Raw genomic sequence first — 24,449 nt, 5'->3', positions numbered from 1 at the left:
TATGGGGCGCTCATGCGTTGTCCGATTCGGCTAATGCCGCGACCAGTTCGGTCAACATGTCGGGGTCGAGCGGCTTTTCGATCCAGCCGGTTGCTCCCGCGGCCCGCGCCGCCGCCTTGAACGGCTCGCCCGATTCCGTCGTGAGGACGAGGATGGGCGTCGCCTGGTAAGCCGGATTGCCGCGCAGTTCCGTGATCAGATCGAGGCCGGTTTTGCCTGGCATGTGCTGGTCCGTCAGCACGAGGTCGAACGACATGGCAAGCGCGTTTTCGAGCCCTTCATTGCCGTCCGCCGCGAGCGTCACTTCATAGCCGGCCGTCGTCAGCGTTGCGGCGAGGATCTGCCGCATCGATGCCGAATCGTCGATTGCCAGGATGTGCCTGATCATGAAAACCTCGCTGCACTTACGCTATGGACCGGCCCGCCGTCCGCGCCACCTGGACGCATGGACCGGCCTGCCGATCGCTGTCTGTTACTGGGCCGCCGGCGCTACCGCCGGCACCTTCGGTGCAACCGTCACCGGTTGCGCAAGTCTTTGCAGCAGCGGCTTGGAGCCGGCCGCGTCGTCCGACAAGGTGGTCGTGGTGGAGTCGTCATGGTCAAGCGCCTCCTCCGACTTCCTGTTCAGCACGATGATGCTGATGCGGCGGTTTTCCGGGTCCATTGGGTCCGCCTTGTTCAGGTTCTGCGTCGACGCGAGGCCGAGCACGCGCATCACCTTCGCTTCGTCCATGCCGCCGGCGATCAGCTCGCGGCGCGACGCATTGGCGCGGTCCGCGGACAGTTCCCAGTTGCTGTAGCCCTTCTCGCCGCCCGCGTATTGCGCGGCGTCGGTGTGACCTTGCACGATGATGCGGTTCGGCACGTCGTTCAGCGTGTGGCCGATTTCGCGCAGGATGTCGCGCATGTATGGCTCAACCACGTCTTTCGCGGTCGCGAACATCGGCCGCTTCTGCGAGTCGACGATTTCGATGCGCAGGCCGGTCAACGTCGAGTCGATGCGGATCTGCTGCTTGAACTGGCGCAGCACCGGGTTCGCTTCGATCGCGGCCATCAGCTTGACCTGCAGATCGTGCAGACGGACCTGCTCGCGGCGTTCCAGCTCACCCTGCAACTGCTTGACCGAGTCGTCGTTGCTGTGGGAGACCGTGCGCTCGGCGCGATTGTTGGTGCCGTCGGTCGAGCGCGTCACGCCCTGCGCGTCGGTCGAAATGTCGCGGCCGCCGCCCTTCAGAATGCTCGAGTCCTCGGCGCTGCGATCGCCGCCCCACAGCGTGATCTTCAACGGCTGGTTGAAGTAATCGGCGATGCCCTTCAACTGCACGGTGGAAGCCGAACTCAGCAGCCACATCAGCAGGAAGAACGCCATCATCGCGGTCATGAAGTCCGCATATGCGAGCTTCCACGCGCCGCCGTGGTGGCCTTTCTTGGCCGGCGCGGAGCGCTTGACGACAATGGCGCGGTCTTTGTCCTTGCTCATCGAATCGGTTCCCGGCGCCCGTTACTTGGCTTTGACGCGGCGCACGTGCTCTTCCAGCTCGGCGAACGACGGGCGCTCAGTCGAGAAGAGCACCTTGCGGCCGAATTCGACGGCAATCGCCGGCGCATAGCCATTCAGGCTGGCGAGAATCGTCACCTTGATGCACTGGAACATCTTGGTCGACTCGGTCACGCGCTGTTCGGCGACGCTCGCGAGCGGTCCGATCAGCCCGTACGAAAGCAGAATCCCGAGGAAAGTGCCGACCAGCGCCTGGGCGATCATTTCGCCGAGCACCGCGGGCGGCTTGTCGGCGGAGGCCATGGTGTGTACCACACCCATCACCGCGGCCACGATCCCGAACGCCGGCATGGCGTCGCCGACCTTGTTCAGGGCGTGCGCGGGCGCCTCGCCTTCCTGGTGATGCGTTTCGATCTCCTCGTCCATCAGGCTTTCGATCTCGAACGCGTTCATGTTGCCGCCGACCATCAGACGCAGGTAGTCGGTCAGGAACTCGATGATGTGATGGTCTGCGAGGATCTTCGGATACTGCGTGAAGATCGGACTCTTCGACGGATCGTCGATGTCGGCTTCCAGCGTCAGCGTGCCTTCCTTGCGCGCCTTGGCCAGCAGGACGTAAAGGAGCGCCATCAGCTCCATGTACACGTCCTTGTTGTACTTGGCGCCCTTGAACAGGGTTGGAATGACGCGCAGCGTCGCCTTGATCGTCTTCATCCCGTTACCGAGAATGAACGCGCCGACCCCAGCGCCGACAATCATCAGCACTTCGACGGGTTGCAACAGCGCGCCAAGATGGCCGCCTTCCAGCGCGTAACCGCCGAAAACGGACAAAAGCGTCACGAGTGTTCCCACGAAAATCAGCACTGCCGAGCCCTCACAAAGAAGCGACGGTGACCGTCGTTAATCTGGTTTACGGCAACGGAGCAGAAAACTTTGACGGAAAAGCGGCTCGTCGCTCCGGTGTAAACCAGAGGCGGGTTAAACCGGCCCGGCCGGGTCCGGTGTTGGCCGATCGGGCTGGAAGGCCTGTCGAATGGGGGTGTGGGCGTTGTAACGAGCTGCGCGCCGGGTTGCGAACCATGGGCCGGCATCGCCCTGCAGCTCAAATTTGGAGCGCGGCGAGGCTTTCGCGGGCCCGGGCGTCGGCAAATTTCTTTGTCTTACCCGCGCGCGACGGCGGCTGGCACAACCCGCAGACGAAGGCGTGCTGCGGATCGTGCGCATGCGCGACAAAATGTCCGCCGCACCGGCAACGGGTGGTCATTTGCAGCATTCCGGAGTCGAAGAAACGCACCAGCGTCCAGGCGCGCGTGAGACTGAGCACGGGCTCGTCGTCGTGCAACTGGACATGTTCCAGATAGAGCCGGTAGCTCTTCACAATCGACTGGATCGTCAGACAGCCGCCGTGGCCGGCCATGAAACGGTAGATGTTGTAGAACAGCGATGAGTGAAAGTTCGGCTGCCAGGTCATGAACCAGTCGGTCGAAAACGGCAACATGCCCTTGGGCGGCGACACCCCTTTCAGCTCCTTATACAGCTTGATAAGCCGGTCGCGCGACAGGCTGGTTTCCGCTTCTAGCAATTGCAAACGCGCGCCGAGTTCGATCAGCTCGATGGCCAGGGTAATTTCCCTGACTTCCTGCACAACACTTTTATATGCCATCCGCTCGCATTTCCCCCGACCTGATCGCTTTATTTGAACTAAAAGCTGCCATCAGCCGAGTTGCTCGACTGGCTGGCTTGCCATCAGGATCGCGGAATGCGCCTGGGCCACGGCGCTGGATTTGCCTTTGTCCGCAAGGGCGGACAGCACGGCATGGTCATCGAAACGGAAACGGCACAACACCTGATTGGACGCCGCCAGCTTCACGGTCTGCGCCAAAGACAGATTGGCGAGCACGTCGGCCAACTGGTCCGAAATCCCCATGCGAAACATGCCCATCGGCTTGTCTTCGCGCAGCAGACGCTGGGCGAGCAGGAGATAAGAAAGGTTGACTTCTCTGATCTCATTGAGCATTTCGCTTGTCGCGCTCATGATTCCCCCGGGTGTATCTGGCTGGTCAGGCCGTTACGGAAACGTTTGCTCGAACGCGCGCACTTAAACCGCACGAATCGGCTCGTTTCTGGTCTTGCGAGCATTGTGGCGAAAGGGGGAGCGGACGAAAATCGGACAGACACCCTGCCTGTTTGACGGATTAATCCGTCATTCGTGTAGGAATTTTTCCTACACGGCGGGGTTAGAAAGAAGGCTGAAGCAGGCGAAGTGGCGCGCAGCTTGGGGCTGGCGATGCGTTTTGGCTAATTCTTCAGCGGAAATGTGAACCAAATGGTGAGTCCTGAGTGACTCACGATCCGCACCTTGCAGCGGTGAGGAAGAATTATAAGACGTTTTCACTTCTGCGCAACGCGCCTGGTGTAGGGGCGCGCTTCAGTCTCCGGGACCGCCCCTTGCTACTGTTCCTTCAGCGTCTGGATGCCCATCCAGTCGTGCTTGCCGACCATCGGGCCAGCCTCCTGCCGACCTGTAACGCATCATGTTTCGCGCTGTAACAACATTAAGTGTTTGAAAAATAACTCGAATTAGCGCGGCCGATCCTGATAATGACGCTAAGGGATTACCCGATGCAGGTTCGGAACACCCCCGGGCGGCGGCTTACCGCGCCCAACCGTCCGTCAGGCATTCGCTCCTCGCTCGACCCGAGCGCCGTTGTGCGAAGCCGTTTTGAACAGGAGAAACGCATGCGAATCGCACAAATTGCGCCGTTGTATGAAGCTGTCCCGCCGAAACTCTACGGTGGCACCGAACGCGTCGTCTCGTATCTGACCGAGGCCCTGGTCGATCTCGGCCACGACGTCACGCTGTTTGCGAGCGGCGACTCGGTCACCTCCGCGAACCTCGACGCCTGCTGGCCGCGTGCGCTGCGCCTCGACCCGACGATTCGCGATGCGCTGGCTCCGCATGTGCTGATGATGGAGAAGGTGCGCAAGGTCGCGCATGAGTTCGACGTGCTGCACTTTCACCTCGACTACATGCCGTTCCCGCTCTTCACCACCATGGACACGCCGTTCGTGACAACGCTTCACGGCCGTCTGGACTTGCCGGAGCTGCAACCGGTGTTCGACGCGTTCTCGAATGTGCCGGTGGTGTCGATCTCGGATTCGCAGCGCGTGCCGCTGCCCCAGGCCAACTGGCTGAACACGATTTACCATGGTCTGCCGGAGCAACTGCTCACACCGCAGGCGCACAAGAAGCCGGAATACCTGGCGTTCCTCGGCCGTATCTGTCCGGAGAAGCGCGTCGATACAGCTATCAAGATCGCTGCACAAAGCGGTCTGCCGCTGAAGATCGCCGCCAAGGTGGACAAGGTCGACCAGGAATACTTCAAGAAGGAAATCGAACCGCTGCTCTCCATGGCGCACGTGGAGTTCGTCGGTGAGATCAACGAGGCGCAGAAGCCCGAGTTCCTGTCGGGCGCCAAGGCGCTGCTGTTCCCGATCGACTGGTCGGAGCCGTTCGGCCTCGTGATGATCGAATCGATGGCGTGCGGCACGCCGGTGATCGCCTTCAACCGCGGTTCGGTGCCGGAAGTGATCGACCACGGCGTGACCGGCTACATTGTCGAAGACGTTCAAGGCGCGGTCGCCGCGCTGCAGCGTCTGGACGAACTGTCGCGCACCGAGATTCGCGCGCAGTTCGAACGCCGCTTCAGCTCGAAAACAATGGCCCAGAATTACGTCGACGGCTATTCGGCACTGATCGAAGCGACGCGCCGCCCAATGTTGCGCCGGGTAGCGGTGGGTTGAGCGGCGTGCTTAAGCGACTGAGGTTTTTATCCGCTCAGCCGCTTAAGTCGTGCTTACGCCGTTTTCCCGCCGTTTTCCGATTTGCACGCCAATCATGAGTAAATTTGCCTGGTGAATCGTTTGCGCGAGCGGTTAGCTAGAGTTAACCCGCTTCTACTACGGAAAAGCCGCCTCTCAAGGGCGGCTTTTTTAATACAGCCATGGATGCGCTTCCATCCAGGATTAGCTCGACGCGAATAAACAACCCGGTACCGATCAACCTTCAGTTGGCTTTCGCCCGGACCGCAGGGCATTCAGACCGCGCCAATCAGAAAGCGCTCGCGATTCTTGCCGACAATCCACTTTGGCGGTTTGCCGCGTCCGCTCCAGGTATTGCCCGATTTCGGATCCTGGTACTTGGCCGGCAGCGGCGCCTTCTTCGGCGGGCGCCCACGCTTGGCGGCCACCGCAAAGCCGAGGTCTTGCGCGGTCAGACCGTATTCAGCGATCTTTTGGCGGATGTCGGCGACAACATTGTCGACTTCAGTACGCCGGGCTTCGTCTGCCTGTGCCTGCAATTTGGCAATCTGTGCCTTAAGGTCTGCATATTGAGACATATCGGTTCTCCCCTTTTTTAGAACTCATTCGCTCGCAGACTAGCTGCAATTATAAAAATTCGCAATGGACAATAATACCGATTTAGGAAGAAATCATCTGATAATTATTAAGCGTCGATGAATTGTAAAACGAGATCTTTATCTGGTAATAATAGGTAAAGGCGACTCCACTTTGACAATTCTTGACACCTAATCCGGCTGTCTTTCCCTAGAATTGCGCGCTCAATGACATGCACCTGCGCTTAGCACTCATGCCACTCCAAGCGTCAAACATTTTAGGATTACAAATCATGCAGTTGTCAAAGCGCCTTGCTGCCGAGCTGTTCGGCACCTTCTGGCTCGTGCTCGGGGGCTGCGGCAGCGCCGTCCTCGCCGCTAACTTCGCCGGCCCGGTCCACGGCCTGGGTATCGGTTTCGTGGGCGTCTCGCTCGCATTCGGCCTCACTGTGCTGACAATGGCGTATGCGATCGGCCACATCTCCGGCTGCCACCTGAATCCGGCGGTGAGCGTCGGCCTGACCGTCGCCGGCCGCTTTCCGGCCCGCGACCTGCTGCCGTACATCGTCGCGCAAGTGATCGGCGCGGTGCTGGGTGCGTTGGTGCTGTCGTTGATCGCCTCGGGCAAGCCTGGCTTCGACCTCGTTGCCAGCGGTTTCGCCAGCAACGGCTACGGTGAGCGCTCGCCGGGCCAATACTCGCTCGCGGCCGCATTCATTTGCGAAGTGGTGATGACCGGCTTCTTCCTGTTCGTCATCCTCGGCGCGACCGACAAGCGCGCGCCGGCTGGTTTCGCGCCGATCGCCATCGGCCTGTGCCTGACGCTGATTCACCTGATCTCGATTCCGGTTACCAACACGTCGGTCAACCCGGCGCGCTCCACCGGTCCGGCGCTGTTCGTCGGCGGCGCAGCGGTCGATCAGCTATGGATGTTCTGGGTCGCACCGATTATCGGCGCGGTGATCGCAGGCGTGCTGTACCCGTTCGTCGCCGAAAGCCGCCGCAGCAATTCGCAGGAACTGGCGCTCGACTGATCAGCGAGTGCGCCGGGTGTGTCCGGGTGTGCTCGGATGTGCATATTCCAGGCAGTCAAAGCGGGCGCTACAGCGCCCGTTTCGGTTTTGCGCACAATGCGCGCGGCCCGTGGCCCGCCGATAACCCGCTGCTAGAATCGTGCGACTTCCCAAGCTCGCACAGGTGCTACCGATGACCCGTTTCCGCGGATTCCTGCATGGCGTCGCACTCTCCATCGGCGGTTTGTGTGCAGGCGTACTGGTGTTACCCGCGGCCCATGCGGCGGACAGCAATACCGAAACGCTCGTATTCGTGCGCCACGGCGAGAAGCCCGCCAAGGGTTACGGCCAGCTCGATTGTCAGGGGCTCAACCGGTCGCTGGCCCTGCCGGCAGTGATCGCCGCCAAGTTCGGCAAGCCGGATGCGATCTACGCGCCCGATCCCGGCCAGCAAAAGGACGACAGCGGCCATCCCTATTACTATGTCCGGCCGCTGGCGACCATCGAGCCAACCGCCATCCAGTTCCAGATGCCGGTGCAAACCCCGTACGGCTTCGCCCAGATCGACCAGCTCGGTACAGCGCTCGTCAATCCCGCCAATCGCAGCAAGCTGATTGTCGTTGCGTGGGAGCACAAGCTGATCGTGAAGTTGCTGCGCCAGATGATGAGCACGCATGGCGGCAATGCCGCCGATGTCCCCAACTGGCAAAGCGACGACTTCGACAGTATTTATGTCGTTCGCCTCAACTGGCAAAACGGCACGGCCCACGCTACGTTCAAGCTTGACCGTCAGGGACTGAACGGCCGCGCTGCGGATTGCCCATGCGCGGCACTGCCGGGAGCGCCTTCCGCGGCTGCGGCGGGTGCTTCCGCTGGCTCCGCTGATTAATTGGGTAATACAGATGTAAGCCGTGATTACGAGCGCGGCCGTCCAATTGCGGCAATAGGCGGCGGGAACTGGACGCCGGCTCGGTCTAAGGAGCCTGGAGACCTTATTGACGGGGCTTCGGGCGGAAAGCACGTGTCGCGCGTTGCGTTCGAAGGTTCCTTCTACCGCCTTTCAAACCCTGCGACGATGCTTGCAGTCCGTAACATCTCGTCTCACTAACCCGCGACCGGAATGCGTAGATTGGTCCTGTGCGACAAACATACGTCGCCTCACAGGAGAACAACATGAAACGCATCGTCACTCACTTGCTGGTTGCTGCCGGACTCGCGGCGGGCGCATGCGGTGTCGCGCAAGCGCATACGGATCTGAATATCGGACTGTCGCTCGGCGTGCCGGTTTATGCCCAGCCTGCCCCCGTCTACGCAGCGCCGCAGCCGGTGTACTACGGCAACGGCGGCTGGGACCATCGCTACGACCGCGGCGGCTACTATCGCGACGACCACCGGGATAACCGCGGCTGGGATCACAACGACCGCCACTGGGGTCACGATGACCGTGGCGATCGCCATGGCGGATGGCACGGCTGATCGTAGCGTTGGCTCGTAAGGTCGCGTAGGAACGCGAACAACCGGCCCGCATCCGCGAAAGAGGATGCGGGCCGGTCCGTTTTCAGGACATCAGTTCGCCGTCGAGCGAGAAAAGTTTGCGCAGATGCTGCGCGACGCCCGCTTCGAAGTTGTTGCCGATGCGCGGCACGTTCGGCAGACGCGTGATGAGATCGGGATTGGCGTTGTTCATCATGAACGGATGGCCGGCTGTCTCCAGCAGGTCGATATCGTTCATGTTGTCGCCGAACGCCACGCATTGCGAGGCATCGACGCCGAGGCGCTCGAGCACGATCTGCAAAGCACGCCCCTTCGATACGTTCGACGTCATCACCTCCAGGCAATCCGGCAGCGAATAGGTGACGTACAGCGCGTCGCCGAATTCGCGCGCCAGGTTGGCCGAGATTTGCGCGAGATCGGCGGGCTCACCGATGTAGAGCGCCTTGGCAATGTCGACGCCGTCGTGCTTCGGCAAATCGGTGACCTCGTAGGTGAAGCCGGAATCCTGATGGAATTTCAGCAGATCCGGCGCATCGCGGTCGATCAACCACGCCTGGTCGGCGAACAGGTTGACGATCACACGACCGTGCGCGCCGGCGATTTCCGGCTGCACCAGCCGCTGCACGATGGCCGGCGGCAGGTCGTCGGCGTGGATCACCGTGTTGTCCGGCGCGTGAATGCGCGCGCCGTTCGACGTGATCAGGTACGCCTTGATGCCCAGCAGGTCACGAATGCCCGCAACGTCGCAGTAGTGGCGCCCCGTGGCGATCACGAAGTGCAGCCCATCGCTTTCCAGCTTACGCACGGTGGCGATCGTGAACGGGTCCACCTGGTGATCGGCGTTGAGCAGCGTGCCGTCGAGATCCGTGGCAATGACTTTATACATAGTGTGAGCAGCCGGGCAGCGTCAAAGATCGCATTTTACCGTTGCGCGCGCATCCGCGAGATCACACCCGGCGCGCCAGACGATTCTCAACCGCCGATGCGAGCCGCTTCGCGCTGCGCCAATTGCAAACCGCCGTGTGCCGAGTCCGCCAACGGCTCGCGCAAGCGGGCTTGATAGATCTGCGGCACGTACTCGCGCAAGGGTGCCCCGAGACCGCCGCACAGCGCGACCGGCAGGCTCGCTGAAGGGTCGAGCGCGGCAATCATCTTGCCCACCTCCACGCCGGCCTCATCGAGCAAATGCGCTGCGAACGGATGCGTGCGATGCGCAATGACGATCGGCGCGAGCCTCGCATAAGCGGTCTGATTAGCTTCGCACAGCCAGACCACGAGGCTGTCGCTGTCATGTGCGCCGGTGTGGGCGAGCAGCGCCTGCGCCAGATCGTCATTGGGCACACGGCCGTCGAGCGCTTGCTGGGCATACACGATGGCTCGTAGCCCAAGCCAGGCGCCGCTCGCTTCGTCGCCCGACGGGTAACCGAAGCCGCCGGCAGTTCGGCAGTCGCCATTGCCGTCAAGCACGGCCGCCTGACTGCCGGTGCCAAGCGCGACGACCACGCCGTGTGCGCCGCCGTGCGCACCAAGCAAGGTGGTGTACACATCGCTTTCCACCGCGAGCCCGGCAACCGCCGGCGCCTGCGCGCGAAACGCGGCCAGCCAGTCGCGATTGTTGACCCCTGCCAACCCGCAACCGAGTACGCAGCGCGCCCAGTCCAGCGGCACGCCGGCACGTGCAAATGCATCGGCGCAGCCCGCCTCAATGGCCTGCCACGCGCGCTCCACGCCGAGGCCCAGCCCCGAGGGCCCGCTCGCCGCCTGCGCCAGTTCACGGCCCTGCGCGTCGCCGAGTACGACTCGTGTACCAGTGCCGCCGCCGTCAATGCCGATCAGAAAGAGGTCTTTATTCATCGAATCGAGTGAGTTCAGGTGGTGAATAAGGCATAGCGTGGCAGGTCAGTTTCAATCCCGCAATCGGCCGAATGGCCGGCTTGCGGCGCGCACGGCTTCCGCTATGCTGACGGACGACATGACAACGCGGGAGCGCGAAAGTGACACAGCGATGCAACTGGGTATCGAGCGAAGCGCTCGCACACTACCACGACACCGAGTGGGGCGTGCCCTCGCGCGACGATCAGCATTTGTTCGAACTGCTTGTACTGGAAGGCGCCCAGGCAGGTTTGTCATGGTCGACGATTCTCAACAAACGAACCGGCTATCGCCGCGCGTTCGCCGACTTCGACATCGACAAGGTCGCGCGCTTTACGCCCAAACATGTCGATGCGCTGGTGCTGGACGAAAGTATCGTGCGTCATCGCGGCAAGATCGAATCGGCCGTTACCAACGCGCGCGCCGCGCAGCAGATTCAGGCCGAGCACGGTTCGTTCGCCAACTTCGTATGGTCGTTCGTCGATCAGACGCCCATCCAGAACGATTGGGCAACGTATAAACAGGCGCCTGCGTCGACCGAAATTTCGGACGCGCTCAGCAAGGGGCTGAAGCGCTACGGCTGCAAGTTCGTCGGCTCGACAATCTGCTATGCGTTCATGCAGGCGGTCGGCATGGTGAACGACCACGAGGGAAGCTGCATGTGCCGCGCGCGATGCGCGGCGCTCGGCAAGAAGGGACGCAATCGCAAGGCCGGTTGACGCTGCATAAAGGGCAAACGAGCCAAACCCGGGAATTGAAGGCTTTTCGCCGTGCTAGTCCGGGTTTCGTTAATTGGCGCGTGTCCGATACTGCCGTTCATGCGCTCGAACAACGAATAAACGCTGCGTAACGCATGGGAGACCAACCATGAAAACCCTTAGCTTCCTGACCCATCAGGAGATTTTCGATCAGGCCGTGGACCATCTGCTCGGCCAGAAACGCGCCGCCTTGCTGCCGCGCGGCGGCGGCGCATACCGCGGCTACTGCGGTGGCTGCCCGGTCGGCAGCTTCATCAAGCCGCACGACTATATGACCGCGATGGAAGGCGTTCCGGTGCGCTACATCGGCAAGGCGGCCATCGAGGTGCCTGCTTATATGGATGCCGGCATCTCTGCGCTCAAAAAGGCGCTCCTGCGCGCCCGCCTCAATGTGTACGACCCGGCCACAATCGCTCTGCTGAGTTGCCTGCAGAACGTGCACGACGTGTTCGGCACGTGGGAATGGCATGAGCGTCTGAGCTCGATTGCCCGGCAATTCGGCCTGTCCGCCGAGCGCCTGAAGAGCGCCGCGTAACGAGCCTCGGTACGGCGGCAAAGCCCAACGTAAATCGACTCCCCAAAAGCAAAACGGCGATGTGGCTTCTTTCGAAGCTCACACCGCCGTTCGGCGTGCAGTGCGCTAAATACAGCGCGAAAAAACGTGCTTAGTGCAGCTTTTTCGGCAGCATCTGGCTGCGCAGGCGCTTGTGCAGGCGCTTCACAGCAGCAGCCTTCTTGCGCTTACGTGCCGTAGTCGGCTTTTCGTACGATTGACGCTCACGCAGTTCTGCGATCAGGCCATTCTTTTCGATTGCGCGACGAAAGCGGCGAATCGCCACTTCGAACGGCTCGTTTTCTTTCAGAAGAATCGTCGTCATGTAATTCCTAACTCAATCACTTGATAGGGGTAAATTGCGTGGCGGATACCGCTCACGCGCCGGCCCTCCGGTCGTTCCGATTCATGGCCAGTAACAGGCAAACGCGGGAAAAATCCCGGCCAAACCACGAATGAAACGAGAGGCATAACGGCCACGGAGGCCGGAAAAGAGAGGTGGGGAGTTCACCGCGGAACGCGGACAGACGTAACGCATATGCCGCGTCTGCTGCCGTTTCGCCAACCTTTCATCAATGAAAAACATTGACGAAACAGGCAAAGATCTCAATTCACTCCCGATGATATCAGGAAACTCCCCATCCTACCAGGGGTTTAGCGATCGCGCCAGGTCTCCTGCGCGGGTCAGGCGCTCGCCTCGTCCAGTTCACGGATATCGGCACCGGTCAGCATCAGATGGACGGCGGCGGCCAGGCTTTTGAGCTGGTCGACCGAGGTCGCACTGGCAATTGGGGCCGTTACACTCGGGCGGGCGATCAGCCATGCCAGCGCGACCGTGGCCGGCGTGCTGCCGTGCCGCCCGGCGACCCGGTCGAGCGCGTCCAGAATCCGCAAACCGCGCTCGTTCAGATACTTCTCGACCCGGCTGGCACGCGCCTTGTTGGCCAGATCGGCCTGCGAACGGTACTTGCCGGACAGAAAGCCGCTTGCAAGGCTCCAGTACACCACCACGCCGAGCTGATTGGCGAGCGCCACCGGCTCAATGTCACGCTCATACTCCGCGCGGTCGTACAGGTTGTACTCCGGCTGCAACAACTGGTACTCGGGCAGCCCGTGCTGGCGGGACACGGCGAGCGCTTCCTCGACGCGCGCGCCGCTGTAGTTCGACGCGCCGATCACCCGCACCTTGCCCGCCTCGATCAGCTTCTGATACGCGCCGAGGGTTTCGGCCAGGGGCGTTTCGGTGTCGTCGTCGTGAGAAAAATAGATATCGATGTAGTCGGTCTGCAAGCGCCGCAGCGAATCCTCCACGGCCGCCTGAATGTTCGCCGCCGACAAGCCCGTGCGCTGCGGGTGCTTCGAAACCTTGGTGGCAAGCACGATTCTGTCGCGCTTGCCGCTCTGCCTGAACCACTTGCCGATGATGGTTTCCGATTCGCCACCCTGGTTACCCGGCACCCACGCGGAATAGACATCGGCGGTATCGATAAAGTTGAGCCCCGCATCGACAAATGCATCCAGGATCGAAAACGAGGTCGCTTCATCGGCCGTCCAGCCAAATACATTGCCACCGAACATAAGCGGCGCGACCTCTAATTCGGAACGTCCAATCCGGCGCTTTTGCATGATTTCTCCAGGGTTTGTCACAAGAGAAAAGGAGAATACGCCGTCTTTTCAATACCTGCAGCGGATGTCCCGAACAAGGCTGCAAGCGGCTTACAGACGGGTCGCAGCCCAACCGGCCCGAAAAACAATTGGATCGTTATTGCACAAAGTTCCTCAAGTTTTTTTTAGACGCGCCGTCAACCTTCACTGAGGCGGCCAGCAATGAACGAGTGCTTCCGCCGATGCCAACGTGGCGTATTGGGCTCAAGGCTTATTTAGGAGATTTTCATGCTCGGAATCAATAGCAACATCAACTCGCTGGTTGCACAGCAAAACCTTAATGGCTCGCAAAGCGCCCTTTCGCAAGCCATCACCCGTCTGTCGTCGGGCAAGCGCATCAACAGCGCGGCTGACGACGCAGCAGGTCTGGCGATCTCGACGCGTATGCAAACGCAGATCAACGGCCTGAACCAGGGCGTGTCGAATGCGAATGACGGCGTGTCGATGGTTCAAACCGCATCGAGCGCACTGTCGTCGCTGACCTCCAGCCTGCAACGTATCCGTCAGCTGGCCGTGCAAGCATCGACCGGTTCGCTGTCGTCGAGCGACCAGGCAGCACTGCAGAAGGAAGTGTCGGCGCAGATCTCTGAAGTGAACCGTATCGCGTCGCAAACGACGTACAACGGCACGAACATTCTGGACGGCTCGGCAGGCAGCCTGACGTTCCAGGTCGGCGCGAACGTTGGCCAGACCATCAGCCTGAACCTGAGCCAATCGATGTCGGCAGCGAAGATCGGTGGCGGCCTGGTGCAAACGGGTCAAACCGTCGGCACGGTCTCGCTCAGCGTGGACTCGGCGGGTGCTTACACGACGGCTGCCAGCCCGGCAATCACAGCAATCAACGTGCTGTCGGACGGCAAGGGCGGTTACACCTTCACCGATCAAAACAACCAGGGTATTGCAGCGACGGTCGCAGCCGCAGTTTTCGGCGCAGGCGCAACGGCAGGTACGGGCACGCAAGGTACGGCTCTGGCACTCCAGGCTGGTGCAACGACGACGGCAGGTGCAGGTTCCGCTGCTCAGGTTTCGGCAGTCGCACAGATCAACGCGATCAACAGCCCGCCGACGGTTTCGAACCTGGACATCAGCAATGTCACTGGCGCGAACCAAGCAATGGTCTCGATCGACAATGCACTGCAGACCGTCAACAACCTGCAAGCATCGCTGGGTGCCGCGCAAAACCGCTTCACCGCAATCTCGACGTCGCAGCAAGCTGAGTCGACCGACCTGTCGTCGGCACAATCGCAAATCACGGACGCCAACTTCGCACAAGAAACGGCGAACCTGAGCAAGGCGCAAGTGCTGCAACAAGCTGGTATCTCGGTGTTGGCGCAAGCTAACTCGAACCCGCAGCAAGTTCTGAAGCTCCTGGGTTAAGAGCTGACGCAGTAACGGTGATGCGCCGCGCGTCAATGCGGCGCATCTCCGGGTTCCAAACAACGGGAGGCTCGCCTCCCGCTGTGCATTCCCATCACCAAGTGATGTAGCATCGCGCACCACCCAATACAGATTTCCAGACGCCCGGAGCCTCTGCATGTCCTCGATCTCAACAACGTCTACTGCTGCGTCAACCGCCGCTGCCAACGCGGCGCTGCAGTCGGCCGCTCAATCGATCATCAGCGGCTCGACCGGCAACTCGTCGATGGACGTGTCGACGCTCGTTACGGCACTCGTGAACGCGAAGACCGCAGGACAAACCGCGGCTCTGTCGGCACGACAAACCTCGGATAACACCACGTTGTCCGCATACGGTGCCCTGAGCTCCGCGCTGAGCGCGTTGCAGTCGGGCATCACGAACCTCGCCAACGGCACCACGCTGTCGACTTTCTCGGCAACCGCCAGCGGCACCGGTCTGACGGCGACAGCCGGTGCGGGCGCCGTGGCCGGCAGCTACTCGGTCGCGGTGACGCAGATCGCCAGTTCGCAGGCTTTGTCCTCGGCGGCCTTCGGCGCCACCACGCAACTCGGCACCGGCACGCTGACGGTTTCGCTTGGCGGCAAGTCGATGAACATCAACGTCGACAGCACTAACAACACGCTCTCCGGCATCGCTTCCGCAATCAATGCCAGCAGCAGCAACCCCGGCGTCACGGCGACCATCGTGACCGGCACGGACGGCGCTCACCTCGTGCTGCGCGGGGCGAACACGGGCGCCGCCAACGTCATCAACGTCTCGACCAGCAATGTCACGTCCGACACCGGCCTGTCGAGCCTCGGCGTGACCTCGACCGCCAGCACCACGGGTGGCCAATCGTCGATCACGTCGGCGAATTCGAGCAGTGCCTGGACGCAAAGCGGGTTTGCTCAGGACGCTGAATTCAAGGTCGGCGGGATCGCGGCCAGCAGCTCAACCAACTCCGTGACGACCGCCATTTCCGGCGTCACGATGAACCTGACAGCGGCATCCGCGGGCACCACGCAGACGCTGACCATTGCGACGGACACCACGTCGCAGAGCACCGCGATCAACAACTTCGTCAGCCTCTACAACACCGTCGTCACGACGATGTCCACGCTCACGTCGTTCAGCTCCGGATCGTCGTCACAAGGCCCACTGCTGGGCGACTCGACGCTGCAGACGATCAAGAACACGCTGGCCTCGATCGTGGGCGGCTCGGTGGGCTCGGGCAGCACCGGCACCACGCTGGCATCGATCGGCATCACGTTGAAAGACAACCCGGCGGACGGCACGATGGTGGTCGACAACACCGCACTGAGCACCGCACTGACGGCCAACCCGGCAACGGTCGCCTCGCTCTTCAACTCGACCAACGGCATCGCCGAGCAGTTGAACAGCAGCATCACCACTTTCACGCAGACCGGCGGCATCATCGATACGCGCAATACCGCGCTGAACGCCGACCTGAAGAGCATCACCACGCAGCAAACGGCGCTCGCCGACTACACAGCGCAATTGACGAGTCAGTATCAGGCGCAGTTCACCGCCCTGAACACGCTGATGGCGACGATGAACAACAATTCGCAGTACCTGACCGCCCTGTTCGGCGGCACCAACAGTGCCGGCGCACTGGCGACCAACAAGGGCTAAGCCATGGATCCGATCCAAATGAACCAGTCGGAGTTGGTCGAACGTCTGCTTTCGATTACACGGGAAATCGAACAGGCGGCTTCGCTCGCCGACTGGCCGGAAGCGGCCCGTTTGACCGAAGCGCGTTCGCCGCTGCTGATGTCGCTGTCGGCGGATCAGGAACCCGTTGCGCTGGAAATGATCCGCCGGATCCAGGCGATCGACGAATCGCTGCTCGCCGATGCGGAAACCACCAAGAACGAACTGCACATTGAGTTCGAAGCGGCGATCGGCCGTACCAAGGCCGCCGGCGAATATCAGCGGGTGGCCCGGCTGTAAGCGGGCGAAAGGTCCGGCGACCGCTCCTTGCCGAACCGAACAGGCCGAACCGCGGGATCGACCCGCCGAAAAGGCGCAGCAGCACTGAACTGCAGTACCAGACAATAAGAACTACGCGCTGAAGTGAGGGCGCGCTCGTTCCCTCAGCCCGCCTCGTGCGGGCTTTTTTCTGGCTTTCGTCCTCACGCCCCCCTCTCCATGCGCTAAACAGGCGGCTTTTTCACCGTCATCTCCGCGCATCGGAAACGCCCTCCCCGTCGCACAATTTCCGTCATAGACCATTCTGCGCTGACACCATGACTCTCCTGCACGAGCAGCCGACCGCTGAACCCTTGACGCCCGAACAGCAGTTCGAGCATGACATCGCCCTGGTTTTGCAAACCGCGCTGGCGCATCACCACAAGGAAGAGTTCGACGACGCCGAAGCGCTGTATAAGGCGATCCTCGAAGCCACGCCCAGCCACGCCGACGTGCAGTACAACCTCGGCGTGCTGTACGTGCAGCGCAGTCGTCCTGTCGAGGCCCTGCCACACCTGGAAGCCGCGCTCGGCGGCGCGCCGAACAATGGACAATTCTGGGTTGCGTACATCAACGCGTTGATCGATGCGGACCAAACCCAGGCGGCCTGGCTGGCGCTGGAAATGGGGCAGCAAAGGGGATTGAAGGGGCCAGCAGTCGACGGACTGATTACGCGCATGGCGCACGGCACTGCCGTGTACGCCACCGCTGCGGTCACGCCGGTCGTTGCCTCGCCGGAACTCACTACGACGGTGGTCATTTCGACAGATCGGGACACCTCGGATGCCACAACGGCAGCACTCGATACGCGCCGCCCCACCCCACAGGAAATACACCGCTTCAACACGCTCTTCGCCAAGGGCCACGTTCCGGACGCCGTCAAGCTCGGACGAAGCCTGACGGAACGATTTCCAACGAACGGTCTCGCTTGGCGTTGCCTCGGTATCGCGCTTCATAAAGCCGCCCTATACAGCGATTCCGCCGAACCCCTGAGAAACGCCATCAAGTTTGGTAGCGACGATTCCGAAGTTCGGAAGGCGCTGGCCGACTTGCTGCGCTTGCTTGGTCACTATGCCGATGCAGAAGCCGAGTGCAGAAAACTGCTCGAACTGCATCCGGACCATTCAGAAGGTCATCGTATCCTTGGCATGGTGCTCGCCGGCTTGGGCCGCACCCGCGAAGGGATCGCTGAGTGCCGTCGCGCAACCGAACTCGCGCCCGATTACTCGGAGTCGCATAGCACGCTGGGCGTCGTGTTGCTTAACGCCGGCGCTACGGACGAGGCCGAACTATGCTTTCGCCGCGCGCTTGAGCTCGATCCCAAAATTGCACCGACGCGCAGCAATTTGCTCTTCACCATCGCGCACAACCCTAACATCGCCGCGGAGCAAATCTACGCTGAACATCGCGAATTTGCCCGGATTCATGAAGCATCGCTGCGCTTGCCGAAGCAGCGTCACACGAATAGCCGCGCGCCCCATCGCCAGTTAAAGGTTGGAATCGTATCCGGCGACTTGTTCCGGCATGCGGTCGCATCCTATTTGATGCCGATCATCGAGCCGCTCGCGAAAGACGAGAGCCTGCAGCTCCATGTCTATTCCAACCATGTGCTTGAGGACGATTACACGCAGTGGATGCGCAGCCAGATGCACGAATGGAACATGATTTCCGGCATGACGGACGAGCAATTCACCGCCAAGGTTCGGGCCGACAAGATCGATATCCTGATCGACCTGAGCGGGCATACCGGCCGTAACCGGCTGCAGGCGTTTGCGCGCAAGCCCGCGCCAATTCAGGTCAGCTGGATCGGCTACCCCGCGACGACCGGTCTCGACGCGATGGACTACTATCTGAGCGACCGTTTCTTTACGCCGTTCGGCGACATCGAGCAGCAGTTCTCCGAGAAGCTCGTGCATCTCGCCTCCATCGGGCCGTTTCAGCCGGACAAGAATGCGCCGCCTGTCAACATCCTGCCGGCCATGCATAACGGCTACATCACGTTCGGCAGTTTCAACCGGCAGAACAAGTTGCGCCCCGACGTAATCGCCGTGTGGGCGAGGTTGCTTCGCGAGTTGCCCACTGCCCGAATGGTGCTGGGTTCGATGACCGGCGATGAAGGCGATGAAAATCTCATCAGCTGGTTCGTCAACGAAGGGATTTCACGGGAACGCCTGACTTTCCGTACGCGTTCGCGAGTAGAGGTCTACCTGCAACAGCACTTCCAGGTCGACATCTGTCTCGACACCTTTCCCTATACCGGTTCGACGACCGTTCTGAACTCGTTGTGGATGGGCGTGCCCACGCTGACGATAGTCGGCAAGACCATGGCGAGCCGGGCAGCGACGGCATGGCTCGCTCATTCAGGTCTCGACGCGTTCGCGGCCGAAGACGCAGACGACTTCGTGGCAAAGGGTGTCAAGCTGGCCTCCGACATCCCTGCACTCGCCAGCATTCGCACGGCGTTGCGGGATCGCTGCATGCAGTCGCCCCCGTTCCAGCCGGAAGTTGTCGCAAAAAGCCTTTCACGCGCATTCCGCACGATGTGGCAGCGCTGGTGCAACGATCTCGCACCGGCCGCCTTCAGCGCGCACGACCCGCAAGCAGCAAGCGGCGACCCGGTTCACACCGCATAACGGCCGCCATCCGTGACCCGGACTAAAAAACAGTAGCGAGGAAACCATGGGCTCAAGCGCTCCTCTTCGTGCGATCGCGTCGCTGGACGACGAACGCATCTATGTGACCCAGCCGCATCTGCCGCCGCTGGCCGAGTTCATGCCGTACCTCGAAAAGATCTGGAACAGCAAGATCCTCACGAACGGGGGACCGTTCCACCAGCAACTCGAAAAAGCGCTCTGCGAGTATCTGGGCGTGGAGCACCTCGCGCTGTTCGCGAACGGCACGCTAGCCCTCGTCACAGCACTGCAGGCGTTGCGCATCAATGGCGAAGTGATTACGACGCCCTACTCGTTCGCAGCGACCGCGCATTCGCTCCTGTGGAACGGCATCAAGCCGGTTTTCGTGGACGTCGACCCGGACACGCTCAATCTCGATCCGGAGAAGATCGAAGCGGCCATCACGCCGCAAACCACCGCGATCATGCCGGTGCATTGCTACGGCCATCCCTGCGATGTGAAAGCCATCCAGAAGATCGCCGATAACTACAACCTCAAGGTCATCTACGACGCCGCGCACGCGTTCGGCGTGCAGACCGAAGAGGGCAGCGTGCTCAAGCATGGCGATCTGTCGATCGTCAGTTTCCACGCCACCAAAGTCTTCAATACGTTCGAAGGCGGCGCGATCATCTGCCCGGATGCGAAGACGAAGCAGCGTATCGACCATCTGAAGAACTTCGGTTTCGTCGATGAGGTGACCGTTGTGGCCGCCGGCATCAACGGCAAGATGAGCGAAATCAATGCTGCATTTGGGCTTCTGCAACTGCAGCACATAGATAACGCATTGGCAAAACGCAAGATGGTCGACGCGCAGTATCGCGAGCTGCTGGCTGACGTGCCCGGCATTCGCTGCCTGTCGGACGCGGGCGAAAAAGTCGCGAACTACGCGTACTTTCCCGTTCAGGTCGAAGATAACTTTCCGATCAGCCGTGATGCGCTTTATGACCACCTGAAGCAACACGATATCTATGCGCGTCGCTACTTCTACCCGCTGATTTCTGAATTCCCGATGTATCGAGGCCTGCCGTCGTCGCATAAGGACAATCTGAGCGCCGCCAGCGCGGCGTCGAAACGGATCTTGTGTCTGCCGATCTATCCCGATCTGAACCCGGTACAGGTTGAGCGCATTGTCAGCATCGTCGCCGGCATTCAATGAATTGAGCCGGTCTTAAAAGCGGGATGCATGCTATGCAAAACATCGTGCTGGTCGGGTCTTCCGGCCACGCCAAAGTCGTTATCGACATCGTTGAAAAGCAGGGGTCCTACCGGATCGCCGGCCTCATCGACGCCTTTCGGGCGGTTGGCGAAGAAACCCTCGGCTATCCGGTTCTTGGCGGTGAATCCGATCTGGCGAGATTGACCGCCGAGCACGATCTGAAGGGCGTGATCATAGCGATCGGGGATAACAACGTTCGCGCGAACGTGGCGGCCAAAGTGGCCGACGCCTGTCCGCACTTGCCATTTGTCAGCGCAGTCCACCCGGCGGCCAGCGTCGGCAAGGGGACACGCATCGGCGCCGGCACGGTCGTCATGGCGGGCGCCGTTATCAATGCCGACTGCCGCGTGGGTCGGTTCTGCGTTGTGAACACGAAGGCATCGCTCGACCACGATTGCGTCATGGAAGATTTTTCGAGCCTGGCGCCCGGCGTGACCACCGGCGGCAATTGCCGCGTCGGCAGCCACGCCGCCGTGAGCATCGGCGCCGTGTTGCGCCATGGAATCACGATTGGCGAACACAGCGTGGTCGGCGCCGGATCAATCGTTCTGAAAGCGGTCGATGCTTTTTCGGTGACGTACGGAAACCCCGCGAAGAAGGTCCGGGATCGCCAACAGGGCGACAAATATCTTTAGTCAGAATCTGCCGCCCCCGCTTCACTTCCTGAACCGCCCCCCACCGCCCCCGCCAGCCGCACGCCCCTGAAACTGCCCGCTCGCCCTGGCATTCCCCAGATCATGCCCCTGCTTTAACGAGTCGAGCTGCTGGGTCTGGCTGGCGCTCGGCTGAACCGGCTGCCAGCCGTTGGCGCTGTGCTGCTCCCAGCCGCCGCCCTGGTCATGCTTGTAGACGTTGCCTACTACCCGCATACACATTGCCGTTGTTCCACGCGACCGCATTACCGGTGTTCTTGTTGCCCACCACGCCGCGCGAGGCCGCCTGATGATCGCCTGAATTCGTGTTGCCGGTTACGCCCGCTTCGGCCACGCCGTAGCGGCCGGTCTGCGCGTTGTAGCCGGCGCGTTGCCCGCCCGCCGCGTAATCGCCGGTGCCCTGGTTGCCCACTACGCCGCTACGTCCCGCACCGCTGCGTCCCGTCGACGGATCGCTGAACGAGCCTTGCCGTCCGGCCGCGTAGTTGCCGTTGTACGCGTTCTCGACGGCGCCACGACTCCCCTGGTAATGAGCGCCAGTGTACGGATTGAAACCGGACACGGACGTTCCCGCCCAACTGTTGCCGGTCCAGCCGTTCCAGCCGCTCGCGTGGGTCACGGTGGCCTGCCCTCCCCAGCGGCCGTAAATATTCGCCTGGTTGACGTTCGCGTATTGCCAGCTGCCGCCCCAATACGGTCCCCAGTATGGCGACGGTGCGCCCCACGTGGCGCCGATCGCAAAGCCGAAGGCAAAGCCCATCGTCGTGCCGAGCGCGAAGCCCGCGCCGTAGCCATAGGTGGCCGGATAGCCGTAGTAGACCTCGCCGACGTACGGCGCGTACACATAGCCGGTGCCGTACACGACGGTACCGTCTGCGTTGACAACGACACCCATATAGCCCGGCGTATAGCCGACCACCACCGTATCCGGGGTCGCCGAATAGACGTGGACGTAGGTCACGTAATGCACGGGCGAAGCCGCCGGAATCGTATAGATCGCAGCCGGCACGGTATCGGCGACATGCCACGGGCCACTTGCCGCGCTCGCGGTGAACCAGATCCCGTTGGCGACCGCGAAGAATTGCGTAGGCGCCGTCTGGATCACCGGCGTCGCCGTGTTCACCGCATACGAAAGCGACGTGCCGGCAATGCCCACGAACTTCGGCGTGCCGTCATAGACCACCTTCAGCGTGGTGGACTTGCGCGATACGGTCGCTGTCTGCGGGATGGTTGCGGCGATCGCCGCTTCTTTGGCCTGCGACGTTCCAGGCACGGAGACGAGCGCGTTCGCGTGCGGGTCGTCGGCAGCGATCTTCGCGAAATCGGCGGGCAAGCTCTTGCCGTCGACGAAGGTCCAGGGTCCATTCAGGCCCGCTGCGGCAAACCAGCGGCCAGACAGAAGCAAGTAGTAATGGTTGTCGCGCGGCTCGACGAACAGCGCGTGGTCGGCGTTGGCGACGGAGAGTAAATTCGCGCCCTTCACCGGTTGCAGCGAGGGCTTGCCGGTCGTCACCACCAGCTCGGCCGGCTGCGCGGCGACGACAACGTCCGGCGCCTGCGCCGGTTTCTTGCCGTCGGCCGGCAACAGCGGGTCGGACTTCAGATTTGCTTGCGCTTTGTTCGCCGCGGCGACCAGCTCATGCGGCGGTGCTGCGTTCAGATGCCACGGACCGTCGAGCGATGTCGCCTCGTACCAGTAGCCCGCAGCATTCAGATGCAGCGTGCCGCTCGCGTCCTTGAGCAGCATCGCCCGCGTGTTGATCAGCCGTTGATAGTGCGTGTCGCCGAGCGCACGCCAGTTCGCGTCGCCGTCGACCAGCACGAGCAGCGTGGGGCGTTCAGCAAAGAGGATGTGAGGTACGTTGTTCTGCACCGCGAGGCCGGGTTCACTGCCTTCGTGGGTGCTGGCATAACTGGCCTGCAACTGTTCGAGCGATGTGGTGAGGCCGTCTTTCGGGATGCGTGCCTGCAAGGCAGTTTTCACCCCAGCCGCGGCACCCGGCGTGGCCGGCATATCGACCTGGTCGATGACGATATCGAGCAGTTGAACAGTCGAGCTGGTCTTGTCGACTTCAGCACGCGCGGTGAAATGCGCGACGCCGTAGTTGGGCGTGGCGCTCTTCGCACCGACCGCAAAAGCCGCGCGCCCTTCGATCCGGTTGCCCTGCCACACTTCCACCTGCGGCTGATACAACTCGATGCGCTGCTGCGCGCTATCGAAGTCGCGCGGCCAGGCCGTCGGCAGCGGCTGCACGGCGGCCGCGGCAAGCGCCTGCCCGGGCGTAGCGACTGTCACCGCAAGCGACGTGCAGACGCCGGCAAGCAACAGCAAGGATCGCTTCATCGTAGTTTTCATTGTGCATCGCTCCATGAGCATTGACGGCGGGATAGACCGGTCATCAGACGCAGCGGCCCCGGTCGGCAAGTCAACCGAGCCCGCTGATCGGCAAGGATGCGAATTCGCTCCTGCTCGCCGTCAGCGTGACCTCCATATCAAGCAATGCCATCCTGCCCGGTGCTGATGCATCAAGTCTTCGTCGCGGCCATCGCCTTGCCGGACTCGTTTTTTGCGCGCAACAACTCGGTCAGGATTTCCATCGACCGCCCCTCGTCTGCCGTCAGGTCAACGAGGAAGCGGTCATTATTTTTTTGCAGCCAGGGCATCGACATGTCCCACCATTCAAGTTCAAGAAGTTTCTCGCGGATGCGCTCGGAGAAACGGAATCGAACAAGGCGTGCGGGGCTACCCACGTAGATGCCATAGGGTTCACTTTTGAAATTGGGCGGCACCACGGTTCTTGCACCGATAACGCAGCCGTTTTCAATCGTGGAACCGCCAAGAAACATCGCTTCGTCGCCGATCCATACGTCGTTGCGAATAACCGTGTCGCCGTACTGAGGCGGTGGGACGTTGTTTAGCCCACTGCCGTAAACGCTAAGCATCGACGTTGAAATCGTCCGCATGTCGTGTTGCCCATTCAGCAGGAACTTCAGTCTCAAGCCACCCGCGACGAACTTTCCGACTACAAGCTTTTGCAACCCGGCATCATATTTGGCGATCGAGCCGACACCGATTCCCGAACACTTGCCAATCGAGAAGGTCCCAACCTTCGCTTCTTCATCCAGCCAGTCACGAAAGAAGTTGTTCGGGATCGTCGAGATCGATCCATCCCGATACCCGAGCACGATAAAGGCCTTCGAAAAGGGGTGTTGGGGTTGAACTCCGATAAAGTCGTCTGAGGTGGTTACGTTCATGATGGTCCGCAAAAGGTG

General features: G+C 61.3%; 23 protein-coding genes and 1 pseudogene. 12 read left to right on the top strand and 12 right to left on the bottom strand.

What is annotated here, in order from left to right; genetic code table 11:
- Positions 1-10: 10 nt before the first annotated feature.
- From M0D67_RS11605 to flhD, 5 genes are all read right to left on the bottom strand, one after another.
- A complete protein-coding gene (locus M0D67_RS11605) occupies positions 11-388 on the bottom strand; it encodes a response regulator (RefSeq protein ID WP_154559867.1) in 378 nt (125 codons plus the stop codon).
- 84 nt (positions 389-472) lie between these two features.
- A complete protein-coding gene (gene motB / locus M0D67_RS11600) occupies positions 473-1,480 on the bottom strand; it encodes a flagellar motor protein MotB (protein ID WP_154559868.1) in 1,008 nt (335 codons plus the stop codon).
- Between the two features lie 21 nt (positions 1,481-1,501).
- Positions 1,502-2,362 carry a flagellar motor stator protein MotA gene (motA, locus tag M0D67_RS11595; RefSeq protein ID WP_006050895.1) on the bottom strand — a complete coding sequence of 287 codons (861 nt, stop codon included), beginning with the start codon at positions 2,360-2,362 and terminating at the stop codon, positions 1,502-1,504.
- Between the two features lie 238 nt (positions 2,363-2,600).
- Positions 2,601-3,161, bottom strand: a complete 561-nt coding sequence (gene flhC / locus M0D67_RS11590) for a flagellar transcriptional regulator FlhC (protein WP_266238859.1) — start codon at positions 3,159-3,161, stop codon at positions 2,601-2,603.
- Between the two features lie 51 nt (positions 3,162-3,212).
- Positions 3,213-3,533 (bottom strand): flagellar transcriptional regulator FlhD, encoded by a 321-nt coding sequence (flhD, locus tag M0D67_RS11585; protein ID WP_006050893.1) that lies wholly within the window; start codon positions 3,531-3,533, stop codon positions 3,213-3,215.
- Positions 3,534-4,237: 704 nt separating this feature from the next.
- Here flhD and M0D67_RS11580 point away from each other — a divergent pair.
- Positions 4,238-5,302: a glycosyltransferase family 4 protein gene (locus M0D67_RS11580; RefSeq protein ID WP_154559871.1), complete on the top strand. Its 1,065-nt coding sequence runs from the start codon at positions 4,238-4,240 to the stop codon at positions 5,300-5,302.
- A 293-nt stretch (positions 5,303-5,595) separates the two neighbouring features.
- On the opposite strand, the gene M0D67_RS11575 is transcribed toward M0D67_RS11580, so the two are convergent.
- A complete protein-coding gene (locus M0D67_RS11575; RefSeq protein ID WP_054038506.1) occupies positions 5,596-5,898 on the bottom strand; it encodes an H-NS family nucleoid-associated regulatory protein in 303 nt (100 codons plus the stop codon).
- 290 nt (positions 5,899-6,188) lie between these two features.
- On the opposite strand from M0D67_RS11575, the gene aqpZ reads away from it, so the two are divergent.
- From aqpZ to M0D67_RS11560, 3 genes are all read left to right on the top strand, one after another.
- Positions 6,189-6,929 (top strand): aquaporin Z, encoded by a 741-nt coding sequence (gene aqpZ / locus M0D67_RS11570; RefSeq protein ID WP_171927644.1) that lies wholly within the window; start codon positions 6,189-6,191, stop codon positions 6,927-6,929.
- A 172-nt stretch (positions 6,930-7,101) separates the two neighbouring features.
- The gene (locus tag M0D67_RS11565) at positions 7,102-7,797 is read left to right on the top strand and encodes a histidine phosphatase family protein (RefSeq protein WP_171927645.1); all 696 of its coding nucleotides are present in this window, start codon (positions 7,102-7,104) and stop codon (positions 7,795-7,797) included.
- 284 nt (positions 7,798-8,081) lie between these two features.
- Entirely contained in the window at positions 8,082-8,384 is a 303-nt protein-coding gene (locus tag M0D67_RS11560; RefSeq protein WP_171927646.1) for a PXPV repeat protein, read from the top strand.
- 82 nt (positions 8,385-8,466) lie between these two features.
- On the opposite strand, the gene M0D67_RS11555 is transcribed toward M0D67_RS11560, so the two are convergent.
- Both M0D67_RS11555 and M0D67_RS11550 read right to left on the bottom strand, forming a co-directional pair.
- The gene (locus tag M0D67_RS11555) at positions 8,467-9,288 is read right to left on the bottom strand and encodes a Cof-type HAD-IIB family hydrolase (RefSeq protein WP_171927647.1); all 822 of its coding nucleotides are present in this window, start codon (positions 9,286-9,288) and stop codon (positions 8,467-8,469) included.
- Between the two features lie 86 nt (positions 9,289-9,374).
- Positions 9,375-10,256, bottom strand: a complete 882-nt coding sequence (locus tag M0D67_RS11550) for a BadF/BadG/BcrA/BcrD ATPase family protein (protein WP_154559876.1) — start codon at positions 10,254-10,256, stop codon at positions 9,375-9,377.
- A 140-nt stretch (positions 10,257-10,396) separates the two neighbouring features.
- On the opposite strand from M0D67_RS11550, the gene M0D67_RS11545 reads away from it, so the two are divergent.
- Positions 10,397-10,993 carry a DNA-3-methyladenine glycosylase I gene (locus M0D67_RS11545; protein ID WP_266238858.1) on the top strand — a complete coding sequence of 199 codons (597 nt, stop codon included), beginning with the start codon at positions 10,397-10,399 and terminating at the stop codon, positions 10,991-10,993.
- A 148-nt stretch (positions 10,994-11,141) separates the two neighbouring features.
- Positions 11,142-11,567, top strand: a complete 426-nt coding sequence (locus tag M0D67_RS11540) for a hypothetical protein (RefSeq protein ID WP_266238857.1) — start codon at positions 11,142-11,144, stop codon at positions 11,565-11,567.
- A 130-nt stretch (positions 11,568-11,697) separates the two neighbouring features.
- Here M0D67_RS11540 and rpsU read toward each other — a convergent pair whose 3' ends face one another.
- Both rpsU and M0D67_RS11530 read right to left on the bottom strand, forming a co-directional pair.
- Positions 11,698-11,910 carry a 30S ribosomal protein S21 gene (gene rpsU, locus M0D67_RS11535; protein WP_006050883.1) on the bottom strand — a complete coding sequence of 71 codons (213 nt, stop codon included), beginning with the start codon at positions 11,908-11,910 and terminating at the stop codon, positions 11,698-11,700.
- 359 nt (positions 11,911-12,269) lie between these two features.
- The gene (locus tag M0D67_RS11530; protein WP_266238856.1) at positions 12,270-13,211 is read right to left on the bottom strand and encodes an aldo/keto reductase; all 942 of its coding nucleotides are present in this window, start codon (positions 13,209-13,211) and stop codon (positions 12,270-12,272) included.
- Positions 13,212-13,478: 267 nt separating this feature from the next.
- Between M0D67_RS11530 and M0D67_RS11525 the strand changes: the two genes are divergently transcribed.
- The 6 genes from M0D67_RS11525 to M0D67_RS11500 all read left to right on the top strand — a co-directional run bounded on the left by M0D67_RS11525 (position 13,479) and on the right by M0D67_RS11500 (position 21,158).
- The gene (locus M0D67_RS11525; protein ID WP_171927651.1) at positions 13,479-14,627 is read left to right on the top strand and encodes a flagellin; all 1,149 of its coding nucleotides are present in this window, start codon (positions 13,479-13,481) and stop codon (positions 14,625-14,627) included.
- A gap of 157 nt (positions 14,628-14,784) precedes the next feature.
- Positions 14,785-16,299: a flagellar filament capping protein FliD gene (gene fliD, locus M0D67_RS11520; RefSeq protein WP_171927652.1), complete on the top strand. Its 1,515-nt coding sequence runs from the start codon at positions 14,785-14,787 to the stop codon at positions 16,297-16,299.
- 3 nt (positions 16,300-16,302) lie between these two features.
- On the top strand, positions 16,303-16,617 hold the full coding sequence (locus M0D67_RS11515) for a flagellar protein FliT (protein WP_171927653.1): 315 nt from the start codon (positions 16,303-16,305) through the stop codon (positions 16,615-16,617).
- Positions 16,618-16,922: 305 nt separating this feature from the next.
- Entirely contained in the window at positions 16,923-19,268 is a 2,346-nt protein-coding gene (locus M0D67_RS11510; RefSeq protein WP_171927658.1) for a tetratricopeptide repeat protein, read from the top strand.
- 46 nt (positions 19,269-19,314) lie between these two features.
- Positions 19,315-20,463 carry a dTDP-4-amino-4,6-dideoxy-D-glucose aminotransferase VioA gene (vioA, locus tag M0D67_RS11505; protein ID WP_171927654.1) on the top strand — a complete coding sequence of 383 codons (1,149 nt, stop codon included), beginning with the start codon at positions 19,315-19,317 and terminating at the stop codon, positions 20,461-20,463.
- A 32-nt stretch (positions 20,464-20,495) separates the two neighbouring features.
- Positions 20,496-21,158 carry an acetyltransferase gene (locus M0D67_RS11500; RefSeq protein WP_171927655.1) on the top strand — a complete coding sequence of 221 codons (663 nt, stop codon included), beginning with the start codon at positions 20,496-20,498 and terminating at the stop codon, positions 21,156-21,158.
- Between the two features lie 21 nt (positions 21,159-21,179).
- On the opposite strand, the pseudogene M0D67_RS11495 reads toward M0D67_RS11500, so the two are convergent.
- Together M0D67_RS11495 and M0D67_RS11490 are read right to left on the bottom strand one after the other, a co-directional pair.
- Positions 21,180-23,532, bottom strand: a pseudogene (locus M0D67_RS11495) (carbohydrate-binding family V/XII).
- Between the two features lie 170 nt (positions 23,533-23,702).
- Entirely contained in the window at positions 23,703-24,431 is a 729-nt protein-coding gene (locus M0D67_RS11490) for an acetyltransferase (protein ID WP_171925317.1), read from the bottom strand.
- Positions 24,432-24,449 lie beyond the last annotated feature (18 nt).

Origin of the sequence: Paraburkholderia sp. SECH4 (assembly GCF_030511745.1) — a bacterium.
GTDB lineage: Bacteria > Pseudomonadota > Gammaproteobacteria > Burkholderiales > Burkholderiaceae > Paraburkholderia > Paraburkholderia madseniana.
Note: the sequence above shows the minus strand (reverse complement) of the source record. Positions and strands in the feature narration are given on the sequence as shown.